This is a genomic window from Bradyrhizobium sp. SZCCHNR1053 (genome assembly GCF_032381235.1).
Classification (GTDB): domain Bacteria; phylum Pseudomonadota; class Alphaproteobacteria; order Rhizobiales; family Xanthobacteraceae; genus Bradyrhizobium.
Window position 1 is genome coordinate 18,787 of record NZ_JAUHJM010000020.1, and the last position, 26,844, is coordinate 45,630.

The 26,844-nt window shown below is 64.3% G+C and carries 27 protein-coding genes and 1 tRNA gene; 16 read left to right on the forward strand and 12 right to left on the reverse strand.

From position 1 onward, the window contains the following. Window positions 1-80: 80 nt before the first annotated feature. The 3 genes from rpsA to aroA form a co-directional block, all read right to left on the reverse strand. Complete coding sequence (gene rpsA, locus QX051_RS28665; protein ID WP_315741235.1) at window positions 81-1,790, reverse strand: 30S ribosomal protein S1; 1,710 nt, start codon at window positions 1,788-1,790, stop codon at window positions 81-83. A gap of 248 nt (window positions 1,791-2,038) precedes the next feature. Then, window positions 2,039-2,677, reverse strand: coding sequence for a (d)CMP kinase (gene cmk / locus QX051_RS28670; RefSeq protein WP_315778431.1), 639 nt, complete (start codon window positions 2,675-2,677; stop codon window positions 2,039-2,041). Further along, entirely contained in the window at window positions 2,674-4,011 is a 1,338-nt protein-coding gene (aroA, locus tag QX051_RS28675; RefSeq protein WP_315778432.1) for a 3-phosphoshikimate 1-carboxyvinyltransferase, read from the reverse strand. Before aroA ends, cmk begins: the two co-directional genes overlap by 4 nt. A 151-nt stretch (window positions 4,012-4,162) precedes the next feature. Here aroA and QX051_RS28680 point away from each other — a divergent pair, with 151 nt between their 5' ends. The 3 genes from QX051_RS28680 (at window position 4,163) to QX051_RS28690 (ending at window position 5,336) form a co-directional block, all read left to right on the forward strand. After that, entirely contained in the window at window positions 4,163-4,567 is a 405-nt protein-coding gene (locus QX051_RS28680; RefSeq protein WP_315741238.1) for a TIGR02300 family protein, read from the forward strand. A gap of 81 nt (window positions 4,568-4,648) precedes the next feature. Next, a tRNA-Ala gene (locus tag QX051_RS28685) sits at window positions 4,649-4,724 on the forward strand. Window positions 4,725-5,099: 375 nt separating this feature from the next. Beyond that, a complete protein-coding gene (locus QX051_RS28690; protein WP_315778433.1) occupies window positions 5,100-5,336 on the forward strand; it encodes a GIY-YIG nuclease family protein in 237 nt (78 codons plus the stop codon). A 5-nt stretch (window positions 5,337-5,341) separates the two neighbouring features. Here QX051_RS28690 and QX051_RS28695 read toward each other — a convergent pair whose 3' ends face one another. Next, window positions 5,342-5,803: a MarR family transcriptional regulator gene (locus tag QX051_RS28695; RefSeq protein ID WP_315778434.1), complete on the reverse strand. Its 462-nt coding sequence runs from the start codon at window positions 5,801-5,803 to the stop codon at window positions 5,342-5,344. Window positions 5,804-5,974: 171 nt separating this feature from the next. On the opposite strand from QX051_RS28695, the gene QX051_RS28700 reads away from it, so the two are divergent. From QX051_RS28700 to QX051_RS28745, 10 genes are all read left to right on the forward strand, one after another. Continuing rightward, window positions 5,975-6,400 carry an organic hydroperoxide resistance protein gene (locus tag QX051_RS28700; protein ID WP_315778435.1) on the forward strand — a complete coding sequence of 142 codons (426 nt, stop codon included), beginning with the start codon at window positions 5,975-5,977 and terminating at the stop codon, window positions 6,398-6,400. A gap of 151 nt (window positions 6,401-6,551) precedes the next feature. After that, window positions 6,552-7,754 (forward strand): CaiB/BaiF CoA-transferase family protein, encoded by a 1,203-nt coding sequence (locus QX051_RS28705; protein WP_315778436.1) that lies wholly within the window; start codon window positions 6,552-6,554, stop codon window positions 7,752-7,754. 210 nt (window positions 7,755-7,964) lie between these two features. Then, window positions 7,965-9,284, forward strand: a complete 1,320-nt coding sequence (ugpB, locus tag QX051_RS28710; protein ID WP_315758162.1) for a sn-glycerol-3-phosphate ABC transporter substrate-binding protein UgpB — start codon at window positions 7,965-7,967, stop codon at window positions 9,282-9,284. A gap of 49 nt (window positions 9,285-9,333) precedes the next feature. Next, entirely contained in the window at window positions 9,334-10,215 is an 882-nt protein-coding gene (gene ugpA / locus QX051_RS28715; protein WP_315741244.1) for a sn-glycerol-3-phosphate ABC transporter permease UgpA, read from the forward strand. Further along, the gene (ugpE, locus tag QX051_RS28720; protein ID WP_315741245.1) at window positions 10,215-11,063 is read left to right on the forward strand and encodes a sn-glycerol-3-phosphate ABC transporter permease UgpE; all 849 of its coding nucleotides are present in this window, start codon (window positions 10,215-10,217) and stop codon (window positions 11,061-11,063) included. Before ugpA ends, ugpE begins: the two co-directional genes overlap by 1 nt. 110 nt (window positions 11,064-11,173) lie before the next feature. After that, a complete protein-coding gene (locus QX051_RS28725) occupies window positions 11,174-12,253 on the forward strand; it encodes a sn-glycerol-3-phosphate import ATP-binding protein UgpC (RefSeq protein WP_315758164.1) in 1,080 nt (359 codons plus the stop codon). 134 nt (window positions 12,254-12,387) lie between these two features. Then, window positions 12,388-12,813 carry an Hsp20 family protein gene (locus QX051_RS28730; protein WP_006613108.1) on the forward strand — a complete coding sequence of 142 codons (426 nt, stop codon included), beginning with the start codon at window positions 12,388-12,390 and terminating at the stop codon, window positions 12,811-12,813. Between the two features lie 58 nt (window positions 12,814-12,871). Continuing rightward, on the forward strand, window positions 12,872-13,135 hold the full coding sequence (locus QX051_RS28735) for a DUF1150 family protein (RefSeq protein ID WP_009026315.1): 264 nt from the start codon (window positions 12,872-12,874) through the stop codon (window positions 13,133-13,135). Between the two features lie 169 nt (window positions 13,136-13,304). Then, window positions 13,305-13,811: a GNAT family N-acetyltransferase gene (locus QX051_RS28740; RefSeq protein ID WP_315778437.1), complete on the forward strand. Its 507-nt coding sequence runs from the start codon at window positions 13,305-13,307 to the stop codon at window positions 13,809-13,811. Between the two features lie 186 nt (window positions 13,812-13,997). Beyond that, on the forward strand, window positions 13,998-14,996 hold the full coding sequence (locus QX051_RS28745; RefSeq protein ID WP_315778438.1) for a hypothetical protein: 999 nt from the start codon (window positions 13,998-14,000) through the stop codon (window positions 14,994-14,996). On the opposite strand, the gene ptsN is transcribed toward QX051_RS28745, so the two are convergent. The 7 genes from ptsN to QX051_RS28780 all read right to left on the reverse strand — a co-directional run bounded on the left by ptsN (window position 14,957) and on the right by QX051_RS28780 (window position 21,796). Next, window positions 14,957-15,418 carry a PTS IIA-like nitrogen regulatory protein PtsN gene (gene ptsN, locus QX051_RS28750; protein WP_315716874.1) on the reverse strand — a complete coding sequence of 154 codons (462 nt, stop codon included), beginning with the start codon at window positions 15,416-15,418 and terminating at the stop codon, window positions 14,957-14,959. The genes QX051_RS28745 and ptsN overlap by 40 nt on opposite strands. Window positions 15,419-15,746: 328 nt before the next feature. Beyond that, window positions 15,747-16,349: a ribosome hibernation-promoting factor, HPF/YfiA family gene (gene hpf / locus QX051_RS28755; protein WP_315741249.1), complete on the reverse strand. Its 603-nt coding sequence runs from the start codon at window positions 16,347-16,349 to the stop codon at window positions 15,747-15,749. A 72-nt stretch (window positions 16,350-16,421) separates the two neighbouring features. Next, the gene (rpoN, locus tag QX051_RS28760; protein WP_315741250.1) at window positions 16,422-18,059 is read right to left on the reverse strand and encodes an RNA polymerase factor sigma-54; all 1,638 of its coding nucleotides are present in this window, start codon (window positions 18,057-18,059) and stop codon (window positions 16,422-16,424) included. A gap of 212 nt (window positions 18,060-18,271) precedes the next feature. Then, a complete protein-coding gene (gene lptB, locus QX051_RS28765) occupies window positions 18,272-19,282 on the reverse strand; it encodes an LPS export ABC transporter ATP-binding protein (protein WP_315778439.1) in 1,011 nt (336 codons plus the stop codon). Between the two features lie 346 nt (window positions 19,283-19,628). After that, window positions 19,629-20,315, reverse strand: coding sequence for an LptA/OstA family protein (locus QX051_RS28770; protein WP_315778440.1), 687 nt, complete (start codon window positions 20,313-20,315; stop codon window positions 19,629-19,631). Window positions 20,316-20,319: 4 nt separating this feature from the next. After that, entirely contained in the window at window positions 20,320-21,021 is a 702-nt protein-coding gene (lptC, locus tag QX051_RS28775; protein ID WP_315716868.1) for an LPS export ABC transporter periplasmic protein LptC, read from the reverse strand. A 160-nt stretch (window positions 21,022-21,181) separates the two neighbouring features. Then, on the reverse strand, window positions 21,182-21,796 hold the full coding sequence (locus QX051_RS28780) for a ribonuclease D (protein ID WP_315758171.1): 615 nt from the start codon (window positions 21,794-21,796) through the stop codon (window positions 21,182-21,184). A 464-nt stretch (window positions 21,797-22,260) separates the two neighbouring features. Here QX051_RS28780 and QX051_RS28785 point away from each other — a divergent pair, with 464 nt between their 5' ends. From QX051_RS28785 to QX051_RS28795, 3 genes are all read left to right on the forward strand, one after another. After that, window positions 22,261-23,232 (forward strand): TRAP transporter substrate-binding protein, encoded by a 972-nt coding sequence (locus QX051_RS28785; protein WP_315778441.1) that lies wholly within the window; start codon window positions 22,261-22,263, stop codon window positions 23,230-23,232. Window positions 23,233-23,307: 75 nt separating this feature from the next. Next, window positions 23,308-23,853, forward strand: coding sequence for a TRAP transporter small permease (locus tag QX051_RS28790; RefSeq protein WP_315741255.1), 546 nt, complete (start codon window positions 23,308-23,310; stop codon window positions 23,851-23,853). After that, window positions 23,844-25,136 carry a TRAP transporter large permease gene (locus tag QX051_RS28795; protein ID WP_315778442.1) on the forward strand — a complete coding sequence of 431 codons (1,293 nt, stop codon included), beginning with the start codon at window positions 23,844-23,846 and terminating at the stop codon, window positions 25,134-25,136. Before QX051_RS28790 ends, QX051_RS28795 begins: the two co-directional genes overlap by 10 nt. Before the next feature lie 697 nt (window positions 25,137-25,833). On the opposite strand, the gene QX051_RS28800 is transcribed toward QX051_RS28795, so the two are convergent. After that, window positions 25,834-26,469, reverse strand: a complete 636-nt coding sequence (locus QX051_RS28800; protein ID WP_315778443.1) for a hypothetical protein — start codon at window positions 26,467-26,469, stop codon at window positions 25,834-25,836. Window positions 26,470-26,844 lie beyond the last annotated feature (375 nt).

Below are 26,844 nucleotides of genomic sequence, written 5' to 3' on the forward strand. Positions count from 1 at the left end.
GCGCGCATCTCTGCCTCGCTGGAACAAAAAAAAGCCCCGGCTTTCGCCGGGGCTTTGATCTGATCACGCGAACCGAAGGCTTACTTCGAGTCGCGGTTCTTGAGCGCGGTGCCCAGGATGTCGCCCAGCGTGGCGCCCGAATCGGACGAGCCGTACTGCGCGATGGCTTCCTTCTCTTCCGCGACTTCCAACGCCTTGATCGACACCTGCACCTTGCGGGCCTTCTTGTCGAACTGGATCACGCGGGCATCGACCTTCTCACCGACGGCGAACCGCTCGGTGCGCTGGTCGTTGCGATCGCGCGCCAGCTCGGAGCGCTTGATGAAGGTGGTGAAGTCGGTGCCGGTGATCTTGACGTCGATGCCGCCGTCCTTGACGTCGAGCACTTCGCAGGTGACGACCGCGCCCTTCTTGACATCGCCCGGCTCGGCGAAGGGATCGCCTTCGAGCTGCTTGATGCCGAGCGAGATGCGCTCCTTCTCCACGTCGACGTCGAGCACCACGGCCTTGACCATGTCGCCCTTCTTGTAGTTGTCGATGACCTGCTCGCCGGGTTGCTTCCAGTCGAGATCCGACAGATGGACCATGCCGTCGACGTCGCCTTCGAGACCCAGGAACAGGCCGAACTCGGTCTTGTTCTTGACCTCGCCCTCGACCACCGAACCGGTCGGATGCTTCTCGACGAAGACCTCCCACGGATTGCGCATCGTCTGCTTGAGACCGAGCGAGATGCGGCGCTTGACGCTGTCGACCTCGAGCACCTGCACTTCGACCTCCTGCGAGGTCGACACGATCTTGCCGGGGTGCATGTTCTTCTTGGTCCACGACATCTCGGAGACGTGGATCAGGCCTTCGATGCCCGGCTCGAGCTCGACGAACGCGCCGTAGTCGGTGATGTTGGTGACGCGGCCATGGAAGCGGGCCTGCAGCGGATACTTCGCCTCGATGCCCTGCCACGGATCGTCGAGCAGCTGCTTCATGCCCAGCGAGATGCGGTGCGTCTCGTGGTTGATCTTGATGATCTTGACCTTCACCGTCTGACCGATGCTGAGCACCTCGGTCGGATGGTTGACGCGGCGCCACGCGATGTCGGTGACGTGCAGCAGGCCGTCGATGCCGCCGAGGTCAACGAACGCACCGTAATCGGTGATGTTCTTGACGACGCCGTCGATGACCTGACCCTCTTCGAGGTTCTGCACCAGCTCCTGGCGCTGCTCGGCGCGGGTCTCTTCCAGCACGGTGCGGCGCGACACGACGATGTTGCCGCGGCGGCGGTCCATCTTGAGGATCTGGAACGGCTGCGAGTTGTTCATCAGCGGCGCGACGTCGCGGATCGGACGGATGTCGACCTGCGAGCGCGGCAGGAAGGCCACGGCGCCGTCCAGGTCGACGGTGAAGCCGCCCTTGACCTGGTTGAAGATGACGCCGTTGACCTTCTCGTTGTTCTGGAACGCCTTCTCGAGCTTGCCCCAGCTCTCTTCGCGGCGCGCCTTGTCGCGCGACAGCACGGCTTCGCCGAGTGCGTTCTCGATGCGATCGAGGAACACCTCGACCTCGTCGCCGACCTTCAATTCACTGTCACGGCCGGGCCCGGCGAATTCGCGCAGCGCCACGCGGCCTTCGGTCTTCAGGCCGACGTCGATGACGGCCATGTCCTTCTCGATCGCAACAACCTTGCCCTTGACGACGGAGCTTTCCTGCAGGTTGCCCTTGGTGAAGGACTCGTCCAGCATCGCGGCGAAATCATCGCGGCTGGGATTGTAGGAAGAAGCAGAGGTACTCGAAGCCATTTGTTCTCCAGATGCGGACATTCTCGCCAGCTTGGGTTGATCGGCGCATCGAATGGACAGTGCCTGGAGGTCCACAAATCCCCAGACGTCCGCGTGATGCGCGATAAGCGCAAACGACGCGGGCCGGCAGTGCCTGCACATGCGATACGTATGAAGTGCGTCCGGATGATCGGACTCGATTGAACCGCAATCGAGCTATCGACGGTCAAGGGCGGGAGCGGGCATTCCTCCAATGACGCCGGCGGAAATCAAACCCGCTGACGGCCCGCTCGAACGGCCTCGACGATATCGATGGCGGCCCGGACGCCGCCTTCTATATCCAAATGGGAGTTGTCAAGCAAGACAGCATCCGGGGCTTGTTTCAAGGGGGCGACGGCGCGGTTCTGGTCGCGCTCGTCACGCGCCAGGATGTCGGCCAGAACGGCCGCCTCGTCAGCCGGTTCCCCACGCGAAAGCGCCTCGAGGGTGCGACGATGCGCCCGGATGCGGGGATCGGCGACGACGTAGATCTTCACCTCGGCATCCGGGCAGATCACGGTTCCGATGTCGCGGCCGTCGAGCACGGCGCCGGGCGGCTGGCTCGCGAACTGACGCTGGAAAGCCACCAGCGCCTCGCGCACTTTCGGCAACGCCGAGACCACGGAGGCCGCGGACCCGACCTGGTGCGACCTGAGCGCCGGGTTGTCGAAGGTCGAGGGATCCAGGGCCATGGCGACGTCCGCCGCCCGCGTCTCGTCCTTGAGATCGATGCCGGCGGTCAGTAGCGCATGCGCGACGGCCCGGTAGATCACGCCCGTATCCAGGTGCCTGAGGCCGTAATGCGCCGCAAGACGCTTGGCCATGGTGCCCTTGCCCGAGGCAGCCGGGCCGTCGATGGCGATGATCATGCGAAATCCGCGCCCGCCTTGCACATCAGCGGGATGAAATCAGGGAAGCTGGTGGCGATGAAGGCGGTGTCGTCGACGGTGACCGGCTTGTCGGAGGCCAGCCCCATGACCAGCGCGGACATCGCGATGCGGTGGTCCATGTGGGTCGCAACCAGCCCGCCGCCCGGCACATGGCCCCTGCCCTCGACGATCAGATCGTCGCCGGTGATCTCGACCTTGACGCCGTTGACACGCAGCATGGCCGCGGTGGCCTCAAGCCGGTCGGATTCCTTGACGCGCAGCTCATGCAGGCCGCGCATCACGGTCGTGCCCTCGGCATAGGCGGCGGCGACCGCCAGCACGAGATATTCGTCGATCATCGACGGCGCACGCTCCGGCGGCACCACGACGCCGCGCAGCTTCGAAGCGCGCACCCGCAGGCGGGCCATCGGCTCGCCGGCATCGCCGCGGACGTCGTCCTCCTCGATCGAGGCGCCCATCTCGCGCAAGGTCGTGAACAGGCCGGTGCGCAGCGGGTTGGTCATCACGTCCGACAGCACGAGATCCGAGCCGTCGACGATCAGCGCGGCGACCAGCGGGAACGCAGCCGACGACGGATCAGCCGGCACGATTACCGGCGCGCCTGTTAGCTCCGGCTGGCCGGTCAGCGCGATGCGGCGGCCGTGGCTGCCTTCCGGCGTGGTCACGATCTCGGCACCGAAATGCTTCAGCATCAGCTCGGTATGGTCGCGGCTCGCCTCCTGCTCGATCACCGTGGTGACGCCGGGCGCGGCGAGGCCGGCCAGCAGCACGGCCGACTTGATCTGGGCCGAGGCGACGGGAGTGTGGTATTCGATCGGGACCGGGTTGCTGGCCCCCTGCAGGGTCAACGGCAGCCTGCCGCCCTCGGCCATGGCGGTCACCTTGGCGCCCATCAGCACCAGCGGGTCGAGGATGCGCCGCATCGGGCGGCTGCGCAGCGAGGCATCGCCGTCGAAAACGGCCGAGATCGGGCAGCCGGCGACGGCGCCCATCACCAGCCGGCAGCCGGTGCCGGAGTTGCCGAAATCGAGCGGCGCGCTCGGCTGGGCGAAGCCGCCGACCCCCACGCCACGGACGGTCCACGCGAAGTCGCCGGTGCGTTCGACCTTCGCACCCAGGCCCCGCATCGATTGGGCGGTGTTGAGGACGTCTTCGCCCTCGAGCAGGCCGGAAATTCGGGTCTCGCCGACCGACAATGCTCCCAGGATCAGCGCCCGGTGCGAGATCGACTTGTCGCCGGGCACGCGAATCGTGCCCGAGAGGGGCCCGGAGGCGCGTGATTCCAGGGGAGTCGGGGCGATTGACGTGCTCACGGCAGGATCCTCGTGTTTCGGACGCGGCAGGTATCACAGCCCCCGCCCTCCGTCACGAGCGGTGATTTTCCCGTTGACAGCGCTATTGACAGCGGCGCGGCAACTAGCCAAGTGAGACACCGCTTTTCAGACATTGCCAGGACGCCTGCACGTGGCCAAATCCGAGCTCGGAACCAAACGCATTTGCCCGACGACGGGCAAAAAGTTCTATGACCTCAACAAGAACCCGGTGATCTCGCCCTACACCGGCGAGGTCGTGCCGATCGCGCCGGTGGCTCCGACCCGCGCGATGCGCGGCGAGGCTGCGCGTGCCGCGGCGGCGGCCGACGTGGTCGAGCCCGCCGAGGCCGAGGAGTTGGTGTCGCTCGAGGAGGCCGATGCCGAGGAGAACACCGGCAAGGTCAAGGCCGTCGTGCCTGAGACCGAGGACGACATCGAGATCGACGAGACCCTCGACGACGACGAGGATGATGATTCCACCTTCATCGCCGACGAGGAAGAAGGCGACGAGGACGTGACCGACATCATCGGCGATGTCGGCGGCGACGAAGAATAATCGTCGAAGACACTTGAGATCAGCCGCGAACTGTGGTTCACGGTGCTCCCCGGCGGTCACCCAGACCGCCGGCTCGGTTCAGGGGCCATAGCTCAGCTGGGAGAGCGCTTGCATGGCATGCAAGAGGTCGGCGGTTCGATCCCGCCTGGCTCCACCAGCCTTCGCTCGCTTCGCGAGCTTCGGCTCGGCAAGCCACCCCAATCTGCCAATTGCGCGAAGCGAGTGAAGGCTGTCGCGCCGTAGCCTGGACGCCGCAGCCCTCTTGGGCGGAGGCGGGAAGGCGAAGGCGGACCTTCAACGTTCGCGAGCTTCGGCTCGCCAAGCCACCCCAATCTGCCAATTGCGCGAAGCGAGTGAAGGCTGTCGCGCCGTAGCCTGGACGCCGCAGCCCTCTTGGGCGGAGGCGGGAAGGCGAAGGCGGACCTGATTGATCCACCGCGTCTCGTTAGCGGGCAATTCCAAGAAGTAGCTAGACTCCACGTGTAAGCTCACCAAAATGCCGGCCTGAACCGCACTATGGACGCGCGCGGGCATGAAGTTCGTCTATATTCTCGAAAGTTTGGATGGTGAGCACTTCTACGCTGGAATCACCGACGACGTTCCGGCCCGAGTCACGAAGCACAATGCCGGTGAAGTTCCGCATACGTCAAAATTTCGGCCATGGAGGCTCAAGACCTACGTCGCCTTCAACGACGTAAAGCAGGCAGTTGCTTTTGAGAAATATCTCAAGTCCGGTTCAGGCCGCGCTTTCGCTAAGAAGCGCCTTTAGGGCCCTCACCCCTCCACCGCCGCATTGAGATGCTCCCGCAGGCGCACCAGCTTGCCGTGCAGGTCGGCCAGCTCAGCGATCGAGCAGCCCGTCGCATCCAGGATCGCGGGCGGCACGATCGACCTTGCCTTGTCGCGCAGGCCCGCGCCCTGGGCGGTGAGGGTGACGATCACCTGACGCTCGTCCTCGGCCGATCGTGTCCGCCTGATGAAATGCAGCGCCTCCATCCGCTTCAGCAGCGGCGTCAGCGTGCCGGAATCCAGGAATAGCCGCTCGCCGATCTCCTTCACCGACAGGCCGTCGCGCTCCCACAGCACCAGCATCACCAGATATTGCGGATAGGTGAGGCCGAGACGGTCGAGCAAAGGCTTGTAGACCCGGTTGAAGGCATGGGCGGTCGAATAGACGGCGAAGCAGAGCTGGTTGCCGAGCTGGAGCGGCAGGTCTGCCGCGGACTTCTTTCGCATCGAGGTCACCACAGGTCGATCCTATCGGCATCTTGAGCCCGCACGCCTCGGGTCGACAACGGGCCCGGCGCCCCGATCACGAATTTTCTACCGAACAATTATATTGTTCACAATTCAATTGTGTGCAACATGGTGCCACTGAATTCGTCCATCCAACCCGGGAGACACCCCATGTCCGTGAACGTGCTCTACAAGACCAGCGCCAAGGCGACCGGCGGCCGCGACGGCGAAGCCGCGACCCTCGACGGCTCGCTCAAGGTCAAGCTCTCCACCCCGAAGGAGCTCGGCGGCGGCGGTGGCGCCGGCAACAATCCGGAGCAGTTGTTCGCGGCCGGCTATGCGGCCTGCTTCATCGGCGCGATGAAGTTTGTCGGCTCGCAGGGCGGCCCGAAGGTTCCCGCCGACACGTCGGTGACCTCGACCGTCGGCATCGGCCCGCGTTCAGAAGGCGGCTTCGGCATCACCGTCGAGCTCGCGGTGTCGCTGCCCGGCCTCGCCAAGGCCGACGCCGAGGCTCTGGTCGCCGAGGCGCACGAGGTGTGCCCCTATTCCAACGCCACGCGCGGAAATGTCGATGTCAAGCTGACCGTCGTCTGAGGCTGAATTCCGCCCTGCGGCAGCGTTTTCCCGCGTCCGCCGCAGGGCAGGCCTCGCGTTTTCGCGACGGCGCCATTCGGCGAGCCGCGTTTGCACCAGCGCCGCAGCAATGCTTAATGGCCGCGAGCTGAAACCAACCTCGCGACATCCGATGACACCCCAATTTGCTCCCGGCGCCATGGCCGGACTGCGCGTGATCGATCTGACGCGCGTGCTCGGCGGGCCCTACTGCACACAGATCCTGGCCGATCACGGCGCCGACGTGATCAAGGTCGAACCGCCGGCCGGCGACGAGGTCCGCGACTGGGGCCCTCCCTTCCACGACGAGGACGCTGCCTATTTCGTCGGGATCAACCGCAACAAGCGTTCGATCGGCCTCGATCTCGCTTCCGAGGGTGGCCGCGTCGTGCTGATGCGGATGCTCGAGACCGCCGACGTGCTGATCGAGAACTTCAAGCCCGGCACCTTGGAGAAGTGGGGCATCGGCAGCGACACGCTGCGCGAGACATTCCCGAAGCTGGTGCACTGCCGCATCTGCGGCTTCGGCGCAGACGGTCCGCGCGGCGGCAATCCCGGCTATGACGCGATCATCCAGGCGATGACCGGCATGATCGCCGCGACCGGCTCGTCGCAGAGCGGACCGATGCGGATCGGCGTGCCGCTGGTCGACATCACCACCGGACTCTATGCCGCGATCGGCATCCTGATGGCGCTGTCGGAACGGCAGCGCTCTGGGCTCGGCCAGTTCCTCGAGGTCACGCTGTATGAGACCGGCCTCGCGATCATGCATCCGCATACCGCAAACTACTTCATGCACGGCAAGCCGCCGTCGCTGACCGGCAACGAGCATCCGAACCTCGTTCCCTACGCAATCTTCCCGACCAAGACGGACGATATCTTCATCGGCGTCGGCAATGACGGCACCTTCCGCAAGCTCGCCAAGGAAATCGGCCGGCCGGAGCTCGGCACCGATCCGCGCTTCGCCCGCAACAAGGATCGCGTCGCCAATCGCGAGGCGCTGCGCGGCGAGCTCGCCGCCGTCTTCAGCCAATTCGAGGCGGAGCCGCTGTGCGACCGGCTGCTCGCGGCCGGCCTGCCGGCGGGACCCGTGCAGAAGATCGACCAGGCGCTGACCAATCCGCACACGATCTACCGCGGCGATGTCATCGAAAAGGACTGGTATAAGGGCGTCGCGTCGCCGATCCGGCTCGAACGCAGCAAGCCGACCCTGCGCTCCACCCCGCCGAAATTCAGCCAGCATGCGCAGGAGGTGCTCAGCGAGTTCGGCTACTCGGAGCACGAGATCCAGGCCCTGCTGTCCCAGGGCACGGTGTGCGCCGAGCGCAAGCGCTGAAGCGCCATCAGCCTGTCGTCTCCCCACGCTAGCGTCGCCTGGGGCATCGCCCCGGCGCCGCGCCGTCTCGCGCAAGTCGCGGCATTCCGCCGCGAAGCCGCGACGAACGCGCTTTCCGCTGACGATCCAACCGGTTATACATTCACAAAACTGTCATCTCGCGCTGCTACGGCCGCGACGCCGATGACGTTCCATGGGAGGTATTTTTTAATGTCACTTCGACAATTCTGGACCGCCGCCGCTGCGGCAGCCACGCTGGTCCTTGGCGCCGCCGCACCCGCGCATGCGGTGACGGAGATTCAGTGGTGGCACGCGATGACCGGCGCCAACAACGACGTCATCGTCAAGCTCGCCAACGATTTCAACACCTCGCAGACCGACTATAAGGTCGTTCCGACCTACAAGGGCAACTACGCCGATACGATGAATGCCGGCATTGCCGCCTTCCGCGCCGGCAATGCGCCGCATATCATGCAGGTGTTCGAGGTCGGCACCGCCACGATGATGGCCGCCACCGGCGCCGTGAAGCCGGTCTACAAGCTGATGCAGGACGCCAGCGAGAAGTTCGATCCCAAGAGCTACCTGCCGGCCATCACCGGCTACTATTCGACCTCGAAGGGCGAGATGCTGTCGTTCCCCTTCAACTCGTCCTCCACGGTCATGTGGGTCAATCTCGACGAGCTGAAGAAGGTCAACGCCGAGATCCCGAAGACCTGGCCCGAGCTGTTCGAGACCGCCAAGAAGCTGAAGGCGGCCGGCCATCCGACCTGCGGCTTCTCCGGCTCGTGGGTCACCTGGGTCAATCTCGAGCAGCTCTCCGCCTGGCACAACGTGCCGCTCGCCAGCAAGGCGAACGGTCTCGACGGCTTCGATACCGTGCTGGAGTTCAACGGTCCGCTGCAGGTGAAGCATCTCGAAAACCTGGTCGAGCTGCAGAAGGACAAGACCTACGACTATGCCGGCCGCACCAACACCGGCGAGGGCCGCTTCACCTCGGGCGAATGCCCGATCTACCTGACCTCGTCGGCGTTCTTCGGCAACGTCAAGGCGCAGGCCAAGTTCGCCTTCACCGCTGCGCCGATGCCCTATTATCCCGACGCCAAGGGCGCACCGCAGAACTCGATCATCGGCGGCGCCTCGCTCTGGGTGATGGGCGGCAAGAGCGCGGACGAATACAAGGGCGTGGCGAAGTTCCTGACCTTCCTCTCGGACACCGATCGTCAGGTCTATATCCACAAGGCCTCGGGCTATCTGCCGATCACCAAGGCTGCCTACGCGAAGGCCAAGGCCGAGGGCTTCTACAAGGATCAGCCCTACCTGGAGACGCCGCTGCTCGAATTGACCAACAAGGAGCCGACGGAGAATTCCCGCGGCCTGCGTCTTGGCAACATGGTGCAACTGCGTGACGTCTGGTCGGAGGAGATCGAGCAGGCTCTGGCCGGCAAGAAGACCGCCAAGCAGGCGCTGGACGCCGCGGTCGAGCGCGGCAACCAAATGCTGCGCCAGTTCGAAAAGACGGCCGTGAAGTGAGGCCAAGAGCCGGCAGGCCACCCGCGGCCTGCCGGCTCGCCGACCGACCATGCAGAAGAACGCCATCTTCCAATCAAAACTGCTGCCGTTCGTGCTGGTCGCTCCCCAGCTCGCGATCGTGCTGATTTTCTTCTATTGGCCCGCGATCCAGGCCGTTATCCAGTCGTTCCTGCTGCAGGACGCGTTCGGCCTGTCCACGAGCTTCGTCTGGTTCGAGAACTACGCCGACCTGCTCAGTCAGCCGGACTATTTTCAAGCCATTCTCCGCACATTCGGCTTCTCCTTCGCCATCGCGCTCTCGTCGCTCTCGGTCGCGCTGCTGCTCGCGGTCATGGCGGACAAGCCGCTGCGCGGCGTCACGCTGTACCGGACGCTGCTGATCTGGCCCTACGCGGTCGCGCCGCCGGTGGTGGGCGTGCTCTGGATCTTCATGCTGCATCCGTCGCTCGGCGTGATCTCGCGCTATCTGCGCGCGATGGGCATCGACTGGAATCCGCTGCTCGACGGCGACCAGGCGGCGCTGCAGATCATCCTCGCTGCCGCCTGGAAGCAGATCTCCTACAACTTCCTGTTCTTCCTCGCCGGGCTGCAGAGCATCCCCCGCAGCGTGCTCGAGGCCGCCGCGATCGACGGCGCGCGGCCGATGCGGCGGTTCTGGACCGTGACCTTCCCGCTGCTGTCGCCGACCATCTTTTTCCTGCTGGTCATCAACATCGTCTACGCCTTCTTCGAGACGTTCGGCATCATCGACACGATGACCCGTGGCGGCCCGGGCAAGTCCACCGAGACGCTGGTCTACAAGGTCTACACGGACGGCCTGCTCGGCGGCAATCTCGGCTCGTCGGCCGCACAATCCGTCGTTCTGATGGTCATCGTCATCGTGCTGACGGCGATCCAGTTCCGCTTCGTCGAGCGCAAGGTGACCTACTGATGGTCGAGCAAGAAGGCATTCGACGCTACGTCGCGCACGCCATCCTGTGGATCGGAATCGCGATCGTGGCGTTCCCGGTGTATCTCGCGTTCGTCGCCTCGACGCAGGACAATGCGGTCATCGCCAACGGGCAGATGTCGCTGCTGCCGGGCGGGCACTTCCTGTCGACCTACTATCAGACCATCTTCGTCGGCACGAGCGGCTCGACCCGCGAGCCGGTGGCGACCATGCTGCTGAACTCGCTGGTCATGGCGCTGCTGATCGCCGTCGGCAAGATCGCGATCTCGATCATCTCGGCCTATGCGGTCGTCTACTTCCGCTTCCCGTTCCGCATGGCGATCTTCTGGCTGATCTTTATCACCCTCATGCTGCCGGTCGAGGTTCGCATCTATCCGACCTACAAGATCGTCGCCGACCTGCACATGCTCGACAGCTATGCGGGGCTGGCGCTGCCCCTGATCGCCTCGGCCACCGCCACGCTGCTGTTCCGCCAGTTCTTCATGACCGTGCCGGATGAGCTCCTGGAGGCATCCCGCATCGACGGCGCCGGGCCGCTCCGCTTCTTCTGGGACACCCTGCTGCCGCTGTCGCGCACCAACATGGCGGCGCTGTTCGTGATCCTGTTCATCCTCGGCTGGAATCAATATCTCTGGCCGCTGCTGATCACCACGCGCGACGACATGCAGACCATCCAGATCGGCATCCGCAAGATGATCACGACGACCGACGCGCTGACGGAGTGGCCGGTCGTCATGGCGACCGCCGTGCTCGCGATGCTGCCGCCGGTGTTCGTCGTCGTCGTCATGCAGCGCCTGTTCGTCAAGGGGCTGGTGGAGACGGAAAAGTGACGAGGGGGCGAATAGCGAATGGCGAGTGGCGAACAGGGATGTTCGCGCAACGGCTCGCTTCGTCCCCTTCCCTGTTCGCCACTCCCCATTCGCTATTCGCTAGGTAACCCATGGCCAACGTCACACTCCGCAACGTCCGCAAGGTCTATCCCGGCGGCTTCGAAGCCATCAAAGGCGTCGATGTCGATGTCGGCGATGGTCAGTTCTGCGTGCTGGTCGGGCCGTCGGGCTGCGGCAAATCCACCTTGCTGCGGATGGTCGCGGGGCTCGAGACGATCACGTCGGGCGAGATCGACATCGGCGGCCGCATCGTCAATGCCATCGAGCCTGCCGATCGCGACATCGCGATGGTGTTCCAGAACTATGCGCTCTATCCGCACATGACCGTCTATAACAACATGGCCTACGGCCTGCGCAATCGCGGCATGGCGGAGAAGGAGATCAGGACGCGCGTCGAGGACGCCGCGCGCATTCTCGAGCTCGGCTCCATGCTCGAGCGGAAGCCGCGGCAGCTGTCCGGGGGCCAGCGTCAGCGCGTGGCGATGGGCCGCGCCATCGTGCGCCAACCCAAGGTGTTCCTGTTCGACGAGCCGCTGTCCAACCTCGACGCCAAGCTGCGCATCGCGATGCGGGTCGAGATCCGCAAATTGCAGCGCCGGCTCAACACCACCGCGATCTACGTCACCCACGACCAGCTCGAGGCCATGACGCTCGCCGACATCCTGGTGGTGATGAACGGCGGCAAGGTCGAGCAGATCGGCAATCCGCTCGACATCTATCAGAAGCCCGCGACCACCTTCGTCGCGTCCTTCATCGGCGCACCGCCGATGAACCTGATGCCGACCGATGGCGTGCGCGCCCAGTTGCACGGCGCCGACGCGGTTCCCGCAGAGGCGGGCCAGCTCGGCATCCGGCCTGAGGATTTCCAGCTCGGCGACACCGTTCCGGCGGGCGGGGTCGGGCTCGACCTCCGCGTCGAGGCGATCGAGCATGTCGGCGCCGAGACCTATGTCTATGGCGCGCGCCAGGATATGGGCAGCGATGACCGGCTCACCGCGACCGCCAACGACATCATCGTGCGGCTGCCGGGCACCGCCGCACCGGAGATCGGCGCGCGGATCCGCGCCGTGGCGCCGCGGGCCAAGCTGCATCTGTTCTCGGCCGACGGCCGGCAGCGGCTGTCCGTTTAAACCCTTCCACAGGCTGGCCGTTCCGGCGCATTCGGGGTGCTTGAACGCGCCCCGGATCGTGCCCATATTGCTGCTCAAGGGGTGCCGTCAGGGCCCTGATACATCAAAGTCGCTTCGAGAGGACTTTGTAAACCATGTCTCGTGTTCCTTCGCTCTCCAGTCCGTTCCTGCTGGGCTTCGACGAGATCGAGCGCGTGCTCGACCGCGTCGTCAAAGGTGCCGACGGTTATCCGCCCTACAATATCGAGCGGTTCGAGCGCACCAATGGCCAGCCCGAGCGTCTGCGGATCACGCTGGCGGTGGCGGGTTTTACCCGCGACCAACTCGATGTCACCATTGAGGAAAACCAGCTCGTCATCCGCGGCCGGCAGCAGGACGACAAGACCAGGCAATACATTCATCGCGGCATCGCCGCGCGCCACTTCCAGCGCACCTTCGTGCTGGCGGAGGGAATGCATGTGCTCGGTGCGGACCTGAAGAACGGGTTGTTGTCGGTCGATCTGGCCAGGCCGGAGCCTGAGCGGATCGTTAAGACAATCGCTATCAATGAACACGAATAATGGTTTGATGGAACGAGTAGCGGACTCGACCGCTTGAGTCTCAGAAGGAGTCGAGACCATGACTGAAGGTAATGTCGCGTCGGAATCCCCCGTCTCCCTGGAGTCACTGGCAACCCTGGGCGAGGGCCACATCGCTTATGTGAAGCAGATCCGCTCTGAAGACGTACCGGGACTGTTTCCGCAGGCGCCGCACATCGCGCCGGGACTGAAGCTGTTCGCCTTGCATGCCGCCGACGGCACGCCGATCATGCTTACCGACAGCCGCGAAGCAGCGATTGCGAATGCGTGGAGCCACGAACTTCAGGCCGTGAGCGTCCACTGACGCAAAGGCCGAGCCGCAGCGCTTGCAGCGACCGCTTCTCGTGAGACTCAATGCTCATTGAGACGCGATGCTCATGAGGAGCATGCAGCTCACGGACTGACACGAGGGCGGTCCCCGGAAACGGGGACGGCCCTTTTTTCTGCTGGGCTGCCCGGAACGATCGCCGCACATGACCTTGCTGACAACACCCATGAGCGCGGCCGGGTTGCGTGCAGATCCTGCGCTCGCGGACGCACTGCTCGCGCTCAACAACGCGCATGCCTCCGAGCTGTCGTGGCTCACGCCCGAAACGCTCATGCAGCTGCTCGATCAGGCATGGCGGGCCTGGCGGATTGGCGAGGCCGATGCGCTGATGATCGCGCTCGACCACTCCGCCGTCTACGATAATCCCAATCACCGCTGGTTTCGCGCGCGCTACGATCGGTTCGTCTATGTCGACCGCATCGTGGTGGCGCCGGCCGCCCGCGGCCGGGGCCTGGCGCGGCAGCTCTATGAGGAGCTGATTCGGGAAGCGACCGCGGCGGGCCACGACCGCATCGTCTGCGAGGTCAATCTGGATCCGCCCAATCCGCAGTCGGACGCGTTCCATGCTGCGCTCGGCTTCGCGCCGCTGGCGGCGGCCAGCATCCATGGCGGCGCCAAGACGGTGCGCTACATGGCGAGATCATTGCGATAGCCGGGGAAGGACGAAGCGGCTGCCGAAGTGCTTTTGAGAAATTTGTTTCCGTCGATGTCCGGAACGGTCGATTTGACAACCAGATACAATCCGACCCGGTTTAAGGCGAAGGTGTCCAATCCTTAAGTTGTCCCTGTTGCGGCACGCGCTAGTCCGCTGTGTGACGAGCATGTGTAGGGATGGCAAATGCATGGATCACGGCTTGATGCAGGCGTCTTTCGAGAACTTGCACTCGGGACCCTACCCAACCGGCACGTCTTTCTTGACAGTCCTCCGCCGGGGCCGAGCCCTTACTACGTCATCTGCAACAGCGTGCCGAAAGCGGGGACGTACCTGCTGGTCGAACTCGTGAGAGCGCTGGGCGGTCATGTCGATGTCGGCTATCACACCTACACGTCATCGATCAGCAAGCTGAATCCCGACGGTTCGCTCGACTACGGACGCGCGCTTCCGGCCCCGCTCTGGGCGTCGGCCCTGCGCGCCGGCTACTCCTGCGCCTCGCACACCGAGTATTGTCCGTATCTTGAGCAATACCTCCTGGGCAGACCAGAACACAAGATGCTGTTCATCGTCCGCGACCCCCGCGACATCGTCGTGAGCTGGGTCGACTTCGTCTACCACTCGGCGGCCTATCCGAAGATGCGGAAGTGGAACGCCTATCTGCGGTCGGCCGGATCGGCCGCTCACCCCGATGACGCCTCCCGAATCACATCGACCCTCCTCTCTTTGCCCCGATCGGGCATCAAGAAGTTCATGAGCTGGCTGGACTCGCCAGCCTGCCTGACCGTGAAGTTCGAAGAGCTCTATTCAGAGCTCGCGATCGACGATGTGGCGCGGTCGTCGTTTCCTGTCCTTAACCGCATCTGCGACTACCTGGGACTTCCGCGCAAGACGGCCGCGGAGCTCGATGTGCTCGGCCGCGGCCTGACGTCGTCGGGACGCGGCCGGAAGGTCGGCATCTACAAGGAGCGAATGATGCCGCATCATTTCGACCTGCTCCGCAGCGAGGCATTCCAGGAGCTCATCGTCGAGTTCGGCTACGAGCCGACGCCGTTGCACACGCCCGCGCGGACGAACGGGTTCGGGGCCGCGCGGAGGCTCGTCAGCAGGCTTTCTCGGTCGTTGCAGGGCGGCGCGATACGACGTCAGGCCGCGGAAGCGGGCGGCAGCGCCAGCACCGAATAGATCGCCTGGGCGTCGCGCGAGGCACGGAGCTTCTTGGCGACATCCTGGTCGCGGAGCAGGCGGGCGATCCGCGCCAGGGCCTTCAGATGGTCAGCACCGGCGCCTTCCGGCGCCAGCAGCAGGAACACGAGATCGACCGGCTGGCCGTCCATGGCTTCGAAATCGATCGGCCGCTCCAGCCGGGCGAACAGGCCGAACAGCTTCTCCAGCTTCGGCAGCTTGCCGTGGGGAATCGCGACGCCGTAGCCGACGGCCGTGGTTCCGAGCTTCTCCCGCTGCAGCAGGACTTCGAACACGTTGCGCTCGTTCTGCCCGGTCAGCGCAGCCGCGCGCGCTGCCAGCTCCTGCAGCGCCTGCTTCTTACTGATGACCTTCAAAGCCGGCACGATCGCCTCGGGTGCGACCAGATCGGTAATCGGCATAGGGCGTTCCGAGGTGATTGAACCGTCAGGGTGCGAAATAGGTCGGGACAGACCAGCGTCAAGAAGCTGAGGCGGCAGGCGGGCTTAACCCGTGTCCGATGGGTGGGGCTTCTACCCCAACGCAACGGCCGTGCCAACACCCGCAAGCGTGTTCCCGCAGCCTATCCTTAAAGATCGCCGGAGCGTGGCGGCCTGAAGGCGCCAGCGCCCCAACCGCTTGATCGCATCTATTCATTGCCGTGGCGTGACGTCGCAACCGGTCGGCCAACCGCCTGATCGGGAACCGGTTTTCGCGCCGCCGGAAGATCCCTGGAACGCATCCGCGGGACTACGGCTTCACCGCCGGCGGATCGACCCAGCCGATATTGCCGTCGGCGCGGCGGTAGATGATGTTCACCCGGCCGCTGGAGCCGTGCTGAAACACCATGCAGGGTGCCCCCGAAAGATCGAGCTCCATCACGGCTTCGGACACCGACAGGCGCTTCAACGCCGTGGTGTTCTCGGCGATGATCACCGGGCTGTAGCCGGTGATCTCCTCGTCGCCCTCGGCCGGCGCCTCGATCACGTAGCTCGGCGCATCCAGCACCGCGCCGTCGAGATTGGCGAGCGCTGCATTGGCGGCATGGGATTTGCGCCCCGAGCGGTCCTTCAGCCGGCTCTTGTAGCGGCGTAGGCGCTTCTCGATCATCAGGAGCGCCTGGTCGGCGCTGGCATAGGCGTCCGGCGCGTTCGATTCGGCCTCGAGCGTGATGCCCGAATCGAGGTGCAGCGCGCAATCGGTCTTGAACCCGAAACCGTCCTTGGAGAGCGTGACATGGCCGGAATAGTTGCCGTCGAAGTATTTTCGCAAGACCTCGTCGGTGCGCTCGCTAACGCGCCCACGCAGCGCTTCGCTGACGCTGATGCTCTTTCCGGAAATCCGCAGGGTCATGTGCCGCCTCGATTCATGTGAACCAAGTATGACACTAAGCCTATTTGGTGAAGGCGCAATCTTGCGCAGCGGTCAAACTGACGCGGTATCCCGGGTGCGGTCGGCGCTGGCGGGGGCCGAGAGGGCATGCGCCAGCATGCTCTGCTTATCGCGGCGGCGCTGCACCGAGGACGGGATCCGCATCGCCTCCCGGTATTTCGCGACCGTGCGGCGGGCGATGTCGATGCCCGCGGCGCGCAGCTTCTCGACGATCGTATCATCGGAGAGAATTGCGGAGGGATCTTCCGCATCGATCAGTTGCTTGATGTGGTGACGTACGGCCTCTGCCGAATGCGCCTCGCCGCCATCGGCCGATGCGATCGAGGCGGTGAAGAAATATTTCAGCTCGAACGTGCCGCGATTGGTCGCCATGTATTTGTTGGCGGTAACGCGCGACACGGTCGATTCGTGCATCTGGATCGCATCCGCAACGGCCTTCAAGTTGAGCGGACGCAGATGCGCGACACCATGGGTGAAGAAGCCGTCCTGCTGGCGCACGATCTCGGTCGCCACTTTCAGGATCGTGCGGGCGCGCTGATCGAGCGCGCGCACCAGCCACGTCGCGTTCTGCAGGCAGTCGGTGAAGTAGGACTTGTCGCCGTCCTTGCGGATCGTCTTCGACAGCTCGGAGTAATAGACCTGATTCACGAGGACGCGCGGCAGCGTGTCGCTGTTGAGCTCGACCAGCCAGCCGCCGTCGGGACCGGGACGGACGTAGACGTCGGGCACCATGGTCTGCGTGCGCGTGGTGCCGAACTTCAGCCCCGGCTTCGGATCGAGCCTGCGGATCTCGCCGATCATGTCGACGAGGTCCTCGTCGTCGACGGCGCACAGCTTGCGAAGGGCAACGAAGTCGCGCTTGGCGAGGAGATCGAGATGCTCGACCAGCGCCTGCATCGCCGGATCGTAGCGGTCGAGCTCGCGCAGCTGGATCGCGAGACATTCGCTCAAGTTGCGCGCGCAGATGCCGGGCGGATCGAAGGTCTGCAGCACGCCGAGCACGGCATCGACGTCGGCCTGCTCGGCGCCGAGGCGGTCGGCGGCCTGGCCGAGATCGGCCGGCAGATAGCCGGCCTCGTCGACCAGATCGATCAGGTACTGGCCGATCATGCGGTCCGCCGGCGCGGTGAAGGCCACCGCCGCCTGCTCGGCGAGATGATCCGACAGCGTGGTCTCGGCCGCGACAAAGGCTTCGAGATTGTAGTCCTCGTCACCGGAGGCGCCGCCACCCCATTCGGTGTAAGTGGTCGGCGCTGCGTCCTGTGCGGTGCGCGCGGCGGCCTCAGCCGGCTCCTCGGAGAACACGTTGTCGAGCCCGGTGTCGAGCGTCTGTTCGATCTCCGTACGGGTGCCGAGATCGCGGCTCATCCAGTCTTCCTGGGCGCCCTCGAAGCTCTCGCCGCCGCCGCTCGCACCCTCGCCGAAATCGTCGCCGTTGGCTTCGCTGCCTTCCGAGAACTCGGCGCGCTCGGACATCTGCTGCTCGCCGGCGACCGGCGCTTCCGGACCGTCGCTCGCGCGCTCCAGCAGCGGATTGCGCTCCAGCTCCTCTTCGACGAACGTGGAGAGGTCGAGATTGGACAGTTGCAGCAGCTTGATCGCCTGCATCAGCTGCGGCGTCATCACCAGCGACTGCGACTGGCGGAATTCTAATCTCTGCGTCAACGCCATGGGAGCAAGAACATTCCCTTACTGGTCCAATTCTTGCTTATCCTAATCCGCGCGCGATGTACACGGCTTGACGAATAAGAAAAACGGAGTATGGCGCGCGGAGAAGACGAGGTTACCGGTCCACGCGAACCTGCTGGAAACAGCGTTGATCGTAGCGTTTCCGCCTGATGTCGCGCAGACGACAAAAGCCGACAAACACCGCGTCCGTAATCCTACAGCCGGAATTCCTCACCGAGATACAGCCGGCGCACGTCGGGATCGGCGACGATCTCCTCCGGGCTGCCTTCGGTAAGAATCTGCCCGGCATAGACGATGTAGGCGCGGTCGGTGAGGCCGAGCGTCTCGCGGACGTTGTGGTCGGTGATCAGAACACCGATGCCGCGATTGGTGAGATGGCGCACCAGCTGCTGAATGTCGCCGACCGCGATCGGATCGATGCCGGCGAACGGCTCGTCGAGCAGCATGTAGTTCGGGCGCGTCGCCAGCGCGCGCGCGATCTCGACGCGGCGGCGCTCGCCGCCGGACAGCGCGATCGACGGCGACTTGCGCAGCCGCGTGATGGTGAATTCTTCCAGCAGCGCGTCGAGCTCGCGCTCGCGCTTCTTGCGCGAGGGCTCGACGACCTCGAGCACGGCGCGGATGTTCTGCTCGACGGTGAGGCCGCGGAAGATCGAGGCTTCCTGCGGCAGATAGCCGATGCCGAGCCGGGCGCGCTGATACATCGGCAGCCGCGTGACGTCATGGCCGTCGAGCTCGATGGCGCCGCGATCGGCCTTGATCAGTCCGGTGATCATGTAGAACACGGTGGTCTTGCCGGCGCCGTTCGGCCCGAGCAGGCCGACGGCCTCGCCGCGGCGGACGTAGATCGACACGCCGCGCACGACCTGGCGGCTGCCAAAGCTCTTCTCGATCGAGTGCACGGCGAGGAAGCCTGGCCGGCGCAGCAGCTGCGGGCCGCCGCTGCCATTGTTGCGCGGCTTGGCTGGCATCGGCTGCGAGGCCGGCCGCTTGCGCTGGATCTGCTCGGTGTTCTGCGGCGAGCGCGGATTGATGCGTGGCACCGTTTCGTCGCGCACGGAGTCGGCGAGCGCGGCGAGCGGATCATCGCTGTAGGAACCGCCGAACGGATCGTCCATGGCCGTGATGTCGTCGCGCCGGCGCGAGGAGCCTCGCTGGCCGCGCTTGGCGGGACGCCCACGAAACATGCCGAGTAGATCCACCATCCCCGCTTCGCTTACGCCCTTCGAGGCTGCCCGTCACCGACCGCAGCGCTGGCTCGCCCGCTCACCGCGAGCGAACGCATGTCACCTCTCTCGCGGATCACAGGGAGCGCGAGGCCGGCCAAAGCGCGGGAGGCCGCGCTCCGGAGTTCGTCGTCTGACGGCGAAGTCGCGGTCGCCACGCAAGCGACCGATCGCAATCGTGTCCGGCATCACTCTTTCGCAGCGATGCAACGGGGTCCACGGCATCCCGCTGCGCCGGTCCTGCGACAGAACCGCCCGCCCGCTAGATAGAGGCAGCAGCGGCGCGGTTCAACTGGCCCGCCGGCGTTTTGCTAAATAATTGAAGTCACTTCGATTTGCCTGGACCGAGCTGCAGCGGCCCGGCGCCGCCCGGAGCCGAGGCCGTCGACGGGCCGCAGCCGCCGCTCGCGCCCGCGCCCGCCTGCGGCAGCAGCACCTGCACCCCGCGCCCGCTGTCCGATTCGACCCGCGACACGCCGGTCGTCATGTCGACCGTCAGCCGGTCGCCGCGCATCACGTTCTTGCACTGGGTCAGCACCACGCCGCCCTGCATCGAGATCATGTTGGTCTTGGTGTCGTAGACCGCGGTCTCGCCGGTCACGACCTGGTCCTTCTGCGTCACCTTGACGTCGCCGCGCGCCTCGAGACGGCGAATCGCCGAGCTGCCATCCGGCCCGGGCGTCGCAGCCGGCGTCGCCTTGGTCGCCTTGGCGCCGCCCTGCTGGGCGCCGCCGTCGTAGAACACCACCAGCGACTTCGAGGTCATGGTGGTATCGCCCTGCACGACCTTGACGTTGCCGGTGAAGGTCGCCTCCTTCTTCTTGTCGCGCATCTCGAGCGCAGCGGCCTCGATCTGGATCGGCTGGTCGCGGTTCTGCGAAAATCCCTGCAGCGCGTTCGGAACACCGGTGGTCGCGCTCTGCGCCTGCGATGAGTCGGCAAGCGCGAGCAACGCCAGCGCGGCGAGGCCGGCGCCGCGAATCGCTACGGGAATGAAACGGCACGTGGTCATGAGGTCACTTCACGTTGCGGGCCGGACGGCCGGGATCGGCGCTCGCCGTCGTGGCCGGAGCGGCATTCATATTGTCGAGGTTCATCATCACATTACCCTCGAAGCGGATGACCTCGCCATTGTCGGTGATGCGCAGGCGGTCGGCGGAAAGCGTACCGTTGGTGAGCTTGACGTCGACGCGCTCGTCCGAGCTCACGGTGCCCTTGGCCATGTCGACCGAGGCCCGGCTCAGCCGCGCCTCGTAGCCGGTCGACGTCGTCAGCAGGATGTCCTTCGTCAGCTCGAGCTGCTGCTGCTTGGTGTCGAACACGCCGGTATTCGCCTTCAACGTCACCGTCGACTGATCCTCCATCAGCACCTTGGCGCGGAGGATGTTGAGCTCGACGTGATCGGGATCAGTCAGGTCCTGCACCGCGCTCCGGGCGACGAGATCATACGGCCGCTGGTCCGGCGTGAAGCCGGTGAGATGCGGCGTCTCCATCGTGATCTTGCGGCCGGAGATGACGAGGTTGCCGGTGAGATTCGGGGTGTTGATCTCCATGTGGAACGGATTGAACAGCGCGATGCCGATCACGACCGCCATCGCCAGTCCCACCGCCGCCGGCACCGCGACCCGCAGCACGCGCACGAAGCGGCTGTGGCGCGCCGCGACCGCGAAGCGCGCCTGCAGGGTGGGATCATAGGCGGGGTTGTGGACCGAGTTCACCAGGGCTCCGACGGACACGGGATGCGCGCGAAACAGCACCCATCCTACCATGGGGGGCCCCACCATTGCAGCCTGGAACTGGCGCGAAATCGCGACGCGGGGCGGCTTGCGATCATTACGAGACATTAATGATCGTGAACGCGCCCGCGATTCGCCGGCTTCAGGAATGCGCGAAGATGTCCTCAGCCTCGAATCCGCCCAGATCGAGCGTCGCCCGGTGCGGCAGGAACGCGAAGCAGGCCTGCGCCAGCGCCAGCCGCCCTTCGCGCGCCAGCATCACGTCGAGCTTTTCGCGCAGCGCATGCAGATGCAGCACGTCGGAGGCGGCGTACGCGAGCTGCGGCTCGCTGAGCTGCTCGGCGCCCCAGTCGCTCGACTGCTGCTGCTTGGAGAGATCGACGTTGAGCAGCTCGCGCACGAGGTCCTTGAGACCATGGCGGTCGGTATAGGTGCGCGCCAGCCGCGAGGCGATCTTGGTGCAATAGACCGGCTGCGGCATCACCCCGAACGCGTGAAACAGCGCCGCGACGTCGAAGCGCGCGAAGTGGAAGATTTTGGTGATGTCCGGGTTGCCGAGCAGCGCCTTCAGATTCGGCGCATCGGTGTGCCCCTTGGGAATCTGCACCACGTCGGCCGAGCCGTCGCCGGGCGACAGCTGCACCACGCACAGCCGGTCGCGGTGCGGATTGAGCCCCATCGTCTCGGTGTCGATCGCGACCGACGAGGTATAGCGGGAAAGATCAGGCAGGTCGCCGCGGTGCAGGCGTACGGTCATGGCTCAAAACCTCGTCGAATCGAAATCGGATGCGACGGCCGGAGCAACGCCGCGGGAAGCGCTCGGGAACCGGCTGTAGCCCGGCGCTGGTAACCAACCGGCAAACGCGCCGGGCCGGTCCGGAGATCAGTCGTGGGAATGCCAGCCCCGCCGCCCGGGCGCAAGTGCCGGACGGGGGCCAGGTGATCGCATCTGAAGTGGCGCCGGCAATGTCTCCGCGGCCGTTCGAGGCGGCGCCTTCGTCATTGAGGCGGTCGATCCGCTGGTTGCATCGCGCCAGATCGCACCCAATCGATCGATGCAACTCTTGCATTGATCGATGCCGCCTTTGGCTTGGACAGAAAATGCCACTGGCCGTACGCGTGATATTGTCGCATGACTTCGCATCTGGAGTGCAGCGACCCAAGGCGGCCTGCAGCATCTGCCCAACAACAACGACATAATCAATTGAGGAGGAAGCCAAGATGAAGGCACTTACAGGTATCATTGCGGCCGCTGTGCTGGCGGTCTCGTCGCCTTTGGCGACCGCGCGCGATTTCCGCTCCGCCGATGTGCACCCCGCCGATTATCCGACCGTCGAAGCCGTCAAGTTCATGGGCAAGCAGCTCGCAGCCGCGAGCGGCGGCAAGCTTGGCGTGAAGGTGTTTCCGAACGGCGCCCTCGGCTCCGAGAAGGACACGATCGAGCAGCTCAAGATCGGCGCGCTCGACATGATGCGGATCAACTCGTCGCCGCTCAACAATTTCGTGCCGGAGACCGTCGCGCTGTGCCTGCCCTTCGTCTTCCGCGACACGCAGCATATGCGCAATGTCCTGGACGGGCCGATCGGCGATGAGATCCTGGCCGCCATGGAGCCCGCCGGCCTGGTCGGCCTGGCCTATTACGACAGCGGCGCGCGCTCGATCTACACGGTCAAGGCGCCGGTGAAGTCGCTCGCCGATCTCAAGGGCCTGAAGATTCGCGTCCAGCAGTCCGACCTCTGGGTCGGCATGATCCAGAGCCTCGGCGCCAACCCGACGCCGATGCCCTATGGCGAGGTCTACACCGCGCTCAAGACCGGCCTCGTCGACGCCGCCGAGAACAACTGGCCGTCCTACGAATCCTCGCGTCACTTCGAGGCCGCCAAGTTCTACAACGTCACCGAGCACTCGCTGGCGCCCGAAGTCCTCGTGATGTCCAAGAAGGTCTGGGACACCTTGAGCAAGGAAGATCAGACGATGATCCGCAAGGCGGCCAAGGACTCCGTGCCGGTCATGCGCAAGCTCTGGGACGAGCGCGAGCAGACCTCCCGCAAGGCCGTCGAAGCCGCTGGCGTGCAGGTCGTGACGATCGCCAACAAGCAGGAATTCGTCGACGCGATGAAGCCGGTGTACCAGAAGTTCGCCGGCGACGAGAAGCTCTCCAGCCTCGTCAAGCGCATCCAGGACACCAAGTAAGAACCACATAAAAATAGGGACCGGGTCCGGCGTCGCCGTGCGGCGGCACCGGACTCAGGCCAGGGAGGGCCGGGAATGACAGATCCTCATGTTGGAGACCACGAGCAGCAGGAGGGACGTCCGTCGACCGGCCTGCTCTCGCGGATCAACGCCGTCATCGCGCGCGTCGGCATGTATCTGTCCGTCGCCGGCCTGCTCGTCATCGTCACCATCGTGTTCTACCAGGTGTTCGGACGCTACGTTCTCAACTCCAGCCCGACCTGGACCGAGAATCTGGCGCTGGTCCTGATCCTCTATGTCACGCTGATCGGCGCCGCCGTCGGCGTTCGCGACGCCGGCCATATCGGCATGGACAGCCTCCTCGTGATGCTGCCGGATCATATGCGGGAAAAGATCGAGCTCGTCATCCACGTGCTGGTCGCGATGTTCGGCGTCGCGATGGCCTACAACGGCTGGATCCTCGGCGCCTCCGTGGGCACCGTGAAGATCGCCAATCTCGGCCTGCCCGAAGTCGTCCGCTACGTGCCGCTGATCGCTTCGGGAATCCTGATCGTCATGTTTTCCATCGAGCACATCATGGCTCTCTTGCGCGGTGAAGAGGTCGTCCCGTCATGGAACTGATCATTCTCGGCGTCACCTTCTTCGGCTTCCTGGTCCTCGGCGTTCCCGTTGCGTTTGCGATCGGCCTTTCGGCGATCTGCACCATCCTCTATGAAGGCCTGCCGGTTGCCGTCATCTTCCAGCAGATGATGTCGGGGATGAACATCTTCTCGTTCCTCGCCATCCCGTTCTTCGTCTTCAGCGGCGAGCTGATGCTGCATGGCGGCGTCGCCGACAAGATCGTGCAGCTCGCCAAGAATCTCGTCGGTCACATCCGCGGCGGGCTCGGCATGTCGAACGTCGTCGCCTGCACGCTGTTCGGCGGCGTCTCCGGCTCGCCCGTGGCCGACGTGTCGGCGATGGGCGCGGTGATGATCCCGATGATGAAGAAGGAAGGGTTCGACACCGACTACGCCGTCAACGTCACCACCCACGCCTCGCTGGTCGGCGCCCTGATGCCGACCAGCCACAACATGATCATCTATGCGCTCGCCGCCGGCGGCAAGGTGTCGATCGGCGCGCTGATCGCCGCGGGCCTCCTGCCGGCGCTGGTGCTGATGATCTGCATGCTGGTGGCCGCCTACGCGGTCGCCGTGAAGCGCGGCTATCCCGCGGGCAAGTTTCCAGGCTGGGCGGAGGTGGCCCGCTCGTTCGCGGCGGCGCTGCCCGGGCTTCTGATCGTCGGCATCATCCTGGCGGGCATCCTGTCCGGCGTGTTCACCGCCACCGAGTCCGCGGCCGTCGCCGTCACCTACACGATCCTGCTGACGTTCTTCATCTACCGCACCATGACCCTGCAGAACTTCCTGCGGGCTGCCGCCAAGGCCGTCAAGACCACCGGCGTGGTGCTGCTGCTGATCGGCGTCTCCACCATGTTCCAGTACCTGATGGGACTGTACGAGGTCGCCGATTTCGCCGGCGATCTGATGAGCAAGGTCTCGACGCAGCCCTGGATGATCTTCCTGCTGATCAACATCATCCTGTTCCTGCTCGGCACGTTCATGGACATGGCGGCGACGATCCTGATCTGCACCCCGATCTTCCTGCCGATCGCGATGAAGGCCGGCATGGATCCGGTGCAGTTCGGCATGCTGATGCTGATCAACTGCGCGCTCGGCCTCAACACCCCGCCGGTCGGAACCACCCAGTTCGTCGGCTGCGCCATCGGCGGCATCTCGGTCGGCGCCGTCATGCGCACCATCCTGCCGTTCTACGCCGCGCTGATCGCCGCCCTGATGTTCGTGACCTACGTCCCCGCCTTCTCACTGTGGCTGCCGCGCCTGTTGATGGGCTACAAGGGATAGCTGGACTGGGCGGTCGCCGGCCTCGGCCGCGAGCCTCGGCCGGCGAACCGCCGCCTGCGATCGTTGGCGTGACAGCCACATGCTCCGCTGTCGTCCCGGACAAGCCTGCCGACGCAACGCGTCGGCGGGCGCAGATCCGGGACCCATAACCACCGAACGGAGTGGGGCACGCGGAACGTGCCGACTGCCCATTTCAGACATCACGCGGTATGGGTCCCCGCGTTCGCGGGGACGACACCGGTTATGAGTGGAAGGGTCGCGTAAGAAATTCACTACGGGATTAAGTCGATCAAGGGCGCCGGCTTCTTGCTCCAGACATTTCGTCACCTTTAGCCTATGGCTGCTCTGGAAGGTCGACCCGGCAAACACCGACTCATCATCATAGATATTCGTGCCTTTGCTGGATCAAATTCGCGATATCTAGAGCATCACCACCAGCCTATGGTGTGGCCGACGCTGGCGGCGCCAGTGATAGCAGTGATCAGGGTGGCAACGGCCACAACAACCTTATTGAAGCTGTCGAACCTGTCGCGCGAGCTCATTTCCGATCTCTCCCGTATTGGGGCCAGTAGCGCTAACCGATGCAGGCGAGCGTCAACCGCTACGGTCGGCGCTGCAACGCACCAGTAATGTGCTGATCATCATGCGGAAGTTCGGGCCTAACGTCGGGCAGGTAAGAGTAGAAAGGGCCAGAAACCTAGTTTTTGCCTTTTATGGCTGCCCACAACTTGCGGGCACGCGGCCGCACGGTACTTTCATTGGCATTGTGGCCCTTGGCCGTGAGCCACGTAAGCATGGCCTGTTCGATGTCAGCTTGCTTCTCTGGTTTCAGGTCGCCCTCGTATAGCTGTCGGCATATCTCGACCCATAGGTCATCCCACCACTCAGCCGGTGGACGACCGCCAGCTACGAGCGGAACAACTTCAGGCTTCACGGCTTCCACCGGCAAAATCTTCTCGATCGCGGCACGATCAAACTTCACGCCGTACGCAAAGATCTGAATCTTGCTATCCAGCCAAGTGGAAAAGTCGCCGGAATCCCATTGTTGTTTTAGCGCGATCTCTCCGTGAGCCCACCAAAACGCACGGGGAATGTCCCTATCCTCGAACTGCTTCTCATTTATTTGAAGGCGTTCAGCACAAGCACGGATAAGTCCATGGTTAGCTCGCTCACAGATCCGCCGCGTTGCGATCGAAAGTTGGAGGCTCTTTAACATCTGCAAGGCGCGACTTGCGCTGATCCATTCAATTTCATCGCTCTTTGGATTCTTATGTAATTCGTCCCACTCGTCGCTGAATCTCTTTAGATTACCGTATCCGTACGCTGATGCCATTGTTATCGCTCCCTGTGCGGCAGCAAAGCCTGGACCGTCACCTGCACCAGATGTGATCTACTTCAGAACTCCAACAACATTTCAATGATATCTGCGCAGCATGATCCCCGCCAGGTGCGGCGATTGATAAACACTTCGGCTACGGCTTCATCCCGCCAGGATTGTTGTGCAATCAACCCAGATTTCTGTCACGGCAGCCCCCCGAGGGACCGACGTTTGACGGCTGCGATAATGGTTTCGAGGACTACCTGTTTGAGGCAGCCCGTCGAGTTATTATGTCGCATGCTGAAACGTTGCGCCGTCGAGGCTGGGCAAGAATCCGAATTAGGGGGGTGAGAGGGCTCGGCGCGGTGCAATTTCGAGCCATGACTGCAT